This window comes from Niallia sp. NCCP-28, assembly GCF_023168165.1.
Lineage (GTDB): Bacteria > Bacillota > Bacilli > Bacillales > Cytobacillaceae > Niallia.
Window position 1 is genome coordinate 20129 of sequence record NZ_BQYJ01000021.1, and the last position, 7437, is coordinate 27565.

Sequence of the window (7437 nt, forward strand, 5' to 3'; positions counted from 1 at the left end):
ACATGTTGTTACAATATTCTCATCTGTATAAAACCTTCATATATCCTCGATAATATGGTTCGAGAGTTTCTACCAGATCACCTTAAATGATCTGACTATGAAGGCAGGTTAAAGTCTTTCGCTATATAGAAGCTTGCTTGAGGAAGGTTTACTATATATTGGCATTAAGGACTAGAATTCTGCCTTCATTCATTAAGAAGGGGGAATTCTAGTCTTTTTTGTTTTTGCTTGACTAGAATAAATTATCTTTTTAGCATGATTTTTTATAGTTAAGAAAAGGATAGTAAATAGGATAGGTTTAAATAGACTAATCTTTGAGGTGAATGGAATGGGGAAAGCTAGTATTGAAGGTCAAGAAATGATTGTTGTTCTTGATTTTGGTAGTCAGTATAATCAATTGATTACAAGACGTATAAGAGAATTTGGTGTGTATAGTGAATTGCATCCGCACACTATTACAGCAGAAGAAATTAAAGCATTGAACCCATCTGGAATTATTTTTTCCGGTGGACCAAACAGTGTATATGATGAAAATGCTTTTGGCTGTGATGAAAAGATATTTGATCTAAATTTGCCTATTTTTGGAATTTGTTATGGCATGCAGCTTATGACAAAACATTTAGGCGGAAAAGTAGAAAAAGCAAAACACAGTGAATATGGAAAAGCGGTTTTAACAATTGAACATGATAATAAGCTTTTTGCTGAACTGCCAAAAGAGCAGACAGTTTGGATGAGTCATGGTGATTTAGTAGTAGAAGCGCCTGCTGGATTTAGAGTAGATGCAACAAATATTTCTTGTCCGATTGCTGCAATGAGCAATGAAGAAGCAGGTCTGTATGCAGTTCAATTCCATCCGGAAGTTCGTCATTCTGTTTATGGTAATGATATGCTGAAAAACTTTGTGTTTGGAATTTGTGGATGTAAAGGCGACTGGTCTATGGAAAACTTCATTGAAATTGAAATGGAGAAAATCCGCCAAACTGTTGGAGATAAAAAAGTTCTTTGCGCACTGAGCGGTGGAGTGGATTCTTCTGTTGTAGCAGTATTGATTCACAAAGCAATAGGCGATCAACTTACTTGTATCTTCGTAGATCATGGGTTATTGCGCAAAGATGAAGCAGAAGGTGTTATGAAAACTTTCACAGAAGGCTTTAATATGAACGTGATTAAAGTCGATGCAAGAGACCGTTTTATGGCTAAACTAGAAGGTGTAAGCGATCCAGAGCAAAAACGTAAAATTATCGGCAATGAATTTATTTATGTTTTTGATGATGAAGCAGCTAAATTGGAAGGAATTGATTTCTTAGCACAAGGTACACTGTATACAGATATTATTGAAAGTGGTACTGCAACTGCTCAAACAATTAAATCCCATCATAATGTTGGGGGACTTCCAGAGGATATGCAGTTCCAATTAATTGAGCCATTAAATACATTATTTAAAGATGAAGTAAGAGCTTTGGGAACAGAATTAGGAATTGCGGATGATATTGTATGGAGACAACCATTCCCAGGACCTGGTTTAGGAATTCGTGTTCTAGGAGCTATTACAGAAGAAAAATTGGAGATTGTTCGTGAATCAGATGCAATCTTACGCGAAGAAGTGAAAAAAGCTGGGCTGGAACGTGATATTTGGCAGTATTTCACTGTTCTTCCTGATATTCGCAGTGTAGGAGTTATGGGCGATGCTCGTACTTATGATTACACAATCGGTATCCGTGCTGTCACTTCCATTGACGGAATGACTTCTGACTGGGCAAGAGTTCCTTGGGATGTTCTTGAAGTGATTTCTACAAGAATTGTAAATGAAGTTCCTCATATCAATAGAGTAGTATATGACATTACTAGTAAGCCGCCAGCTACAATTGAGTGGGAATAAATAGAGTTTAGAGGGTTGCCTCAAAAGGGCAAACTTATTAAAATTTAAAAATTAAAATTTAGGAATATTGATGCATCAACATTCCTAAATATGAAAAGGGGCATCCAATAGCCGGAAAACCGACTTGTTGGACAGCCCCTTTGAGTTTTTGTTAACCACTAAAAGTCTCAGCTGATATGCATGGAAATATCGATCTATAGGAAGAAATATAAACGAACATTAAAAGGGGAAAAAGAAGAAATGTTCGTGATTTGTATTGACGAAAATAGACCAAGCTGATACACTAAATAAGCAGCAAAGAAGATTTATACTCGTATAATATTGGAAAATATGGTCCAAGAGTTTCTACCGAGCTACCGTAAATAGCTTGACTACGAGGTAAGTGTTTATAGAGGGAAGTATTTGGTCTTATCATTTCTTTTATTCTAATTTCCCTGTCTATCTCACAAAACCCTTAGTCAACGCTCCGTATAATTTTTGGAGTGTTTTTTTCATTTTTAACAGCAGAGGAGAGGGGCAAATAGAATGAAGAAGTTTTTCAAATTTGAAGAACTAGGCACAAATTATCGTAAAGAATTTTTAGGTGGATTCACTACCTTTTTAGCGATGGCATATATTTTGGCGGTTAATCCATTTACTTTAACGCTTGGAGACATAACCGATCTTGATCCGGCATTGCGTATGGATTATGGAGCAGTATTCGTAGCAACTGCCTTAGCAGCAGCGGTCGGTTCTTTAATTATGGGGCTTTTTGCTAATTATCCAATTGCTTTGGCTCCAGGCTTGGGATTAAATGCATTTTTTGCTTATACAGTTGTGTTAACACAAGGGCAGCCTTGGCAGCATGGGTTAGCAGCCGTTTTTATTTCTAGTGTATTTTTCTTTTTATTGACTATTACAGGACTTCGCGAGAAATTAATTAATGCTATTCCTGTTGAACTAAAGCTTGCAGTTGGTGCAGGAATAGGATTATTTATTACATTTATCGGATTGCAGAACTCTGGAATCATTGTAGATAATCCAGCAACATTAGTGCACATTGGGGATTTAACAAATCCTGGTACATTGTTGGCGATTTTCGGTATTTTTGTAACTGTTATCTTAATGGTAAGAGGCATTCATGGTGGCGTGTTTTATGGAATGATTATAACGGCAGTTGTAGGAATGATTTTTGGTGTTATTGATACACCATCTAAAGTAGTAGATTCTGTGCCAAGTCTTGCTCCGACATTTGGAGAATTGTTTTCGGCATTTGGAGACAGCAGTTTTTATACACAAAATATGCTGGTTGTTATTTTGACTTTCTTGTTTGTGGATTTCTTTGATAACGCAGGTACGCTTGTTGCCGTAACAAACCAAGCTGGATTAATGAAAGACAATAAATTGCCACGAGCAGGAAAAGCGTTATTGGCTGATTCAATTGCTTCTATGGTAGGTTCTATTTTCGGAACATCTACTACTACTTCCTTTATTGAATCATCTGCAGGTGTAGCAGCGGGAGCAAGAACTGGATTTGCTTCAGTGGTAACAGCCGGTTTCTTCCTTTTATCGTTATTCTTTTTTCCGCTGTTGTCAGTAGTCACATCTGCTGTTACAACACCAGCTTTAGTAGTGGTAGGGGTCTTAATGGTTGCTTCCTTAGGGAAAATTGATTGGACAAAATTTGAAGTAGCTGTACCGGCGTTTTTAACCATTATTGTAATGCCTCTAACATACAGTATTGCTACAGGAATTGCAGCTGGATTCTTATTCTATCCTATTACGATGATCGTTAAGGGACGAGCTAAAGAAATTAATCCAATCATGTATATATTCTTTGTGATTTTTGCGCTTTACTTTATTTTCTTGCAATAGTTGATGGGAATGAAAAAGGACTTTAATCAAAGTCCTTTTTTGTTTATATTTTTAATATTTTTTCGTTGACTTCCCATACAGACTTTAATAACATTAAATCTATCTAGAAGTCAGTCGGAGCGAGGAAAAGAATATGCCTAATCTATTAATAAAAAAAGCGCTTAATAATAATGTGCTTATAGCTGAACATCAATCCTATGGAGAAGTTGTTTTAATAGGAAAAGGGATAGGGTTTAATCGGAAAAGAGGAGACTCTATTGATACTGATATGGTAGAGAAGTTATTTGTTCTAAAAAATGAAAAAGAACAAGCTAATTATTTAAAGCTTCTGCCGCATCTCGACAATGATTTGCTAGAAGTTATTATATCTTCGATTGAACTTATTAAAAGTAAAACTAATGCCGTTTTAAATGAGCATATCCATGTTGCGCTTACGGATCATATAATGTTTGCTGCTTCTAGGCTATCAAATGGACTAATATTAAACAATCCATTTCTTATAGAAACAAAAGCCCTTTATCCATTTGAATATCAAATCGCTGAAGAAGTCGTTCAATTAATAGAAGAACAAAAAGGACTTCATTTGCCTGTAGGTGAAATCGGTTTCATAGCGCTTCATATTCATAGTGCTATGATGAATAAGGAACTTTCGGAAGTAAATCAACATTCGCAATTGGTTACAAAGCTAGTGAATCTGATTGAAGAGCAGTTAGAAGTGAAAATTGATAAAGATAGTATTGATTACATGAGGCTTGTGCGCCATTTGCGTTTTACAATTGAACGAGTTCATACAGGGGAGAAAGTAGAAGAGCCAGAAAAAATAACTTCCTTATTGAAAGATGAATATCCCTTATGTTATAATCTTTCATGGAAGCTCATTAAAGTGATGCAGCAAACTTTAAAAAAGCAAGTGTACGATGCTGAAGCTGTGTATTTAACAATGCACTTACAAAGGCTTCAAAAAAAAGTTAAATAGCTATTATCTTAATAAACGTGTTACTGATTCGATCAGGCATGAGTGAAAAAAGATGATTGATTTAAGGGTTTTAGGGCAATATATCCCTATAACTTCTTTCAGTTATCTTCACTCATGCCTGTTTTTTGTTTGGGATTTTTTGACAACGCTTTTGTGAGCTAAATAATTTTTAGGAGGAAAACGGGATGTTTAAAAAGATTTTTGGTGTCTTGCAAAAAGTCGGAAAAGCATTGATGCTGCCGGTGGCTATCTTGCCAGCTGCAGGTATTCTGTTAGCATTTGGTAATGCATTGCAAAATCCGGCGCTTTTAGAACTTGCGCCATTCTTTAACAATAGTGGAGTAGTTATGGTTGCTTCTGTTATGGAAAACGCAGGGAATATCATTTTTAGTAATTTAGCGTTATTATTTGCTGTCGGTGTAGCAGTTGGACTTGCTGGCGGTGAAGGTGTAGCTGGGTTAGCTGCAATTATTGGATTCCTTATCATGAATGTAACTATGGGAACAGCACTTGGGATTGATGCTGCTGCTTTAGAAGGCAGCAAAGAATATGCAAGTATTTTAGGTATCCCAACTTTAGCAACAGGTGTATTTGGAGGTATTATTGTTGGTATTGTTGCGGCGTATGCATATAATAAGTTTTTTGAAATCGAGCTTCCTTCTTATCTAGGTTTCTTTGCTGGAAAAAGATTTGTTCCAATTGCAACAGCAGTATTTTCATTAATTTTAGGTTTAATAATGATTGTTATTTGGCCACCGATTCAACATGGGCTAAATACTTTTTCTGAGAATATGTTAGGTGCTAACTTAACGCTTTCTGCTTTTATTTTTGGAGTTATTGAGCGCTCATTAATTCCTTTTGGTCTTCATCATATTTTCTATTCTCCTTTCTGGTTTGAATTCGGTAGTTATACTACTCAGGCTGGGGAGATTGTAAAAGGGGATCAAGCAATCTTTATGGCGCAAATTAAAGATGGGGTACAAAATTTAACTGCAGGAACATTTATGGTTGGTAAATTCCCATTCATGATGTTTGGTTTGCCAGCTGCTGCCCTTGCGATTTACCATGAAGCACGTCCTGAAAGGAAAGCGATTGTAGGTGGTTTAATGGCATCTGCTGCATTAACTTCTTTCTTAACAGGTATTACAGAGCCTTTAGAGTTCTCTTTCTTATTCGTAGCGCCAGTATTGTTTGGAATTCACGCAATATTTGCAGGTCTATCATTTATGACTATGCAATTACTAAATGTAAAAGTTGGTATGACATTCTCTGGAGGATTAATCGACTATGTTTTATTTGGTCTAATCAACCCTCAAACAAATGCATGGATTATAATTCCAGTAGGGCTAGTATTTGCGGTTATTTACTACTTTGGTTTCCGTTTTGCAATCCGCAAATTCAACTTGAAAACTCCAGGTCGTGAAGATGAAATGGAAGAAGAATCTGCAGGATCAGCAACTACTAGCGATCTTCCATATGAAGTGTTAGAAGCGATGGGTGGACAAGAGAATATTGGACATTTAGATGCATGTATTACTCGTCTTCGTGTAACAGTTAATGATATTAAAGAAGTAGATAAAGATCGTTTGAAAAAATTAGGAGCGGCAGGAGTACTTGAAGTAGGTAATAATATTCAAGCTATTTTTGGTCCTCGTTCTGAAACAATCAAGGGGCAAATGAAAGATATTATGAGTGGGAAAAGACCACGTCCTGCTGCAAAAACGTCTATGGATAAAGAAGTATCGCAGCAAATTGAAGAAGTGAATCCAGAAGCTCTTAAAGGGGATGCGGAAGGAAATGATTCTTTTGTATCACCTATAAAAGGACAATTAGTTCCAATTACAGAAGTTCCTGATGCGGTATTTGCTGGAAAAATGATGGGAGATGGATTTGCAATTATTCCTTCTGAAGGTACAGTTGTTTCGCCTGTTGATGGAAAAATTGTGAACTTATTCCCTACAAAGCATGCTTTTGGTATCTTGTCTGATAATGGCCGCGAAATTCTTATTCATTTTGGTATTGATACTGTCAAACTAAAAGGAGAAGGATTCGAAACGTTAGTATCTGAAAATGATACAGTGGCAAAAGGCCAGCCGATTTTAAAAGTAGATTTAGATTTTATTAAAGAAAATGCTACATCTACTATTACTCCAGTTGTATTTACTAACCTTTCTGAAGGACAGTCTGTAAAGCTTAATAAGCAAGGAAATGTAGATATTAAGGAAGAAGATATTATTTCTATTGAAAAGTAATTATACTATATAAATAAGAAGAAACTCGGCTGCAAAAGCAGTCGAGTTTTTTTGTAGAACATACTTCAAGTTAAGCTGGATGCTGTCATGTTTTTTGCTATTGTTATTACGGCTTTTCAGAATAGGAAATGTTTTTTCTGATAAATAAAAGGTGAAGCAATCCTTGGTAAAGGAGTATGCTTATTGGACAGTAAAACCTATTGTATTGATTTTATTGTGGTAATCGAAGCAAATATGAAGAGGAAAAACTTCATTTAAATTTAATTAAGAATAGGATTAGAAAAATAATAATATAAAAAAGTATTGACCAATAGATTAGAGAGTGTTATTATATAAAAGTTGCTTCTGATAGCAACGGGAAAATATAAACATAACTTATCAACAATGAATTGAAAGAAAAAGCTTCTTAAAAAAGTTGTTGACTTAATAAAAGAAGTTATGGTATATTAATAAAGTCGCTTCTGAGCGATGAAAAT

Annotated in this window: 4 protein-coding genes and 2 riboswitches; all 4 genes read left to right on the forward strand. The window is 35.5% G+C overall.

Annotated elements, in window-relative coordinates:
• Positions 1–16: 16 nt before the first annotated feature.
• A riboswitch (purine riboswitch) is annotated at positions 17–118 on the forward strand.
• 210 nt (positions 119–328) lie between these two features.
• The 4 genes from guaA to ptsG all read left to right on the forward strand — a co-directional run bounded on the left by guaA (position 329) and on the right by ptsG (position 6961).
• Entirely contained in the window at positions 329–1879 is a 1551-nt protein-coding gene (gene guaA / locus NCCP28_RS23130; protein WP_248563516.1) for a glutamine-hydrolyzing GMP synthase, read from the forward strand.
• A gap of 291 nt (positions 1880–2170) precedes the next feature.
• Positions 2171–2273: riboswitch (purine riboswitch) on the forward strand.
• A 131-nt stretch (positions 2274–2404) separates the two neighbouring features.
• Positions 2405–3733 (forward strand): NCS2 family permease, encoded by a 1329-nt coding sequence (locus NCCP28_RS23135; protein WP_248563517.1) that lies wholly within the window; start codon positions 2405–2407, stop codon positions 3731–3733.
• 133 nt (positions 3734–3866) lie between these two features.
• A complete protein-coding gene (gene glcT / locus NCCP28_RS23140; protein ID WP_248563518.1) occupies positions 3867–4709 on the forward strand; it encodes a glucose PTS transporter transcription antiterminator GlcT in 843 nt (280 codons plus the stop codon).
• A 185-nt stretch (positions 4710–4894) separates the two neighbouring features.
• On the forward strand, positions 4895–6961 hold the full coding sequence (gene ptsG, locus NCCP28_RS23145) for a glucose-specific PTS transporter subunit IIBC (RefSeq protein ID WP_248563519.1): 2067 nt from the start codon (positions 4895–4897) through the stop codon (positions 6959–6961).
• Positions 6962–7437 lie beyond the last annotated feature (476 nt).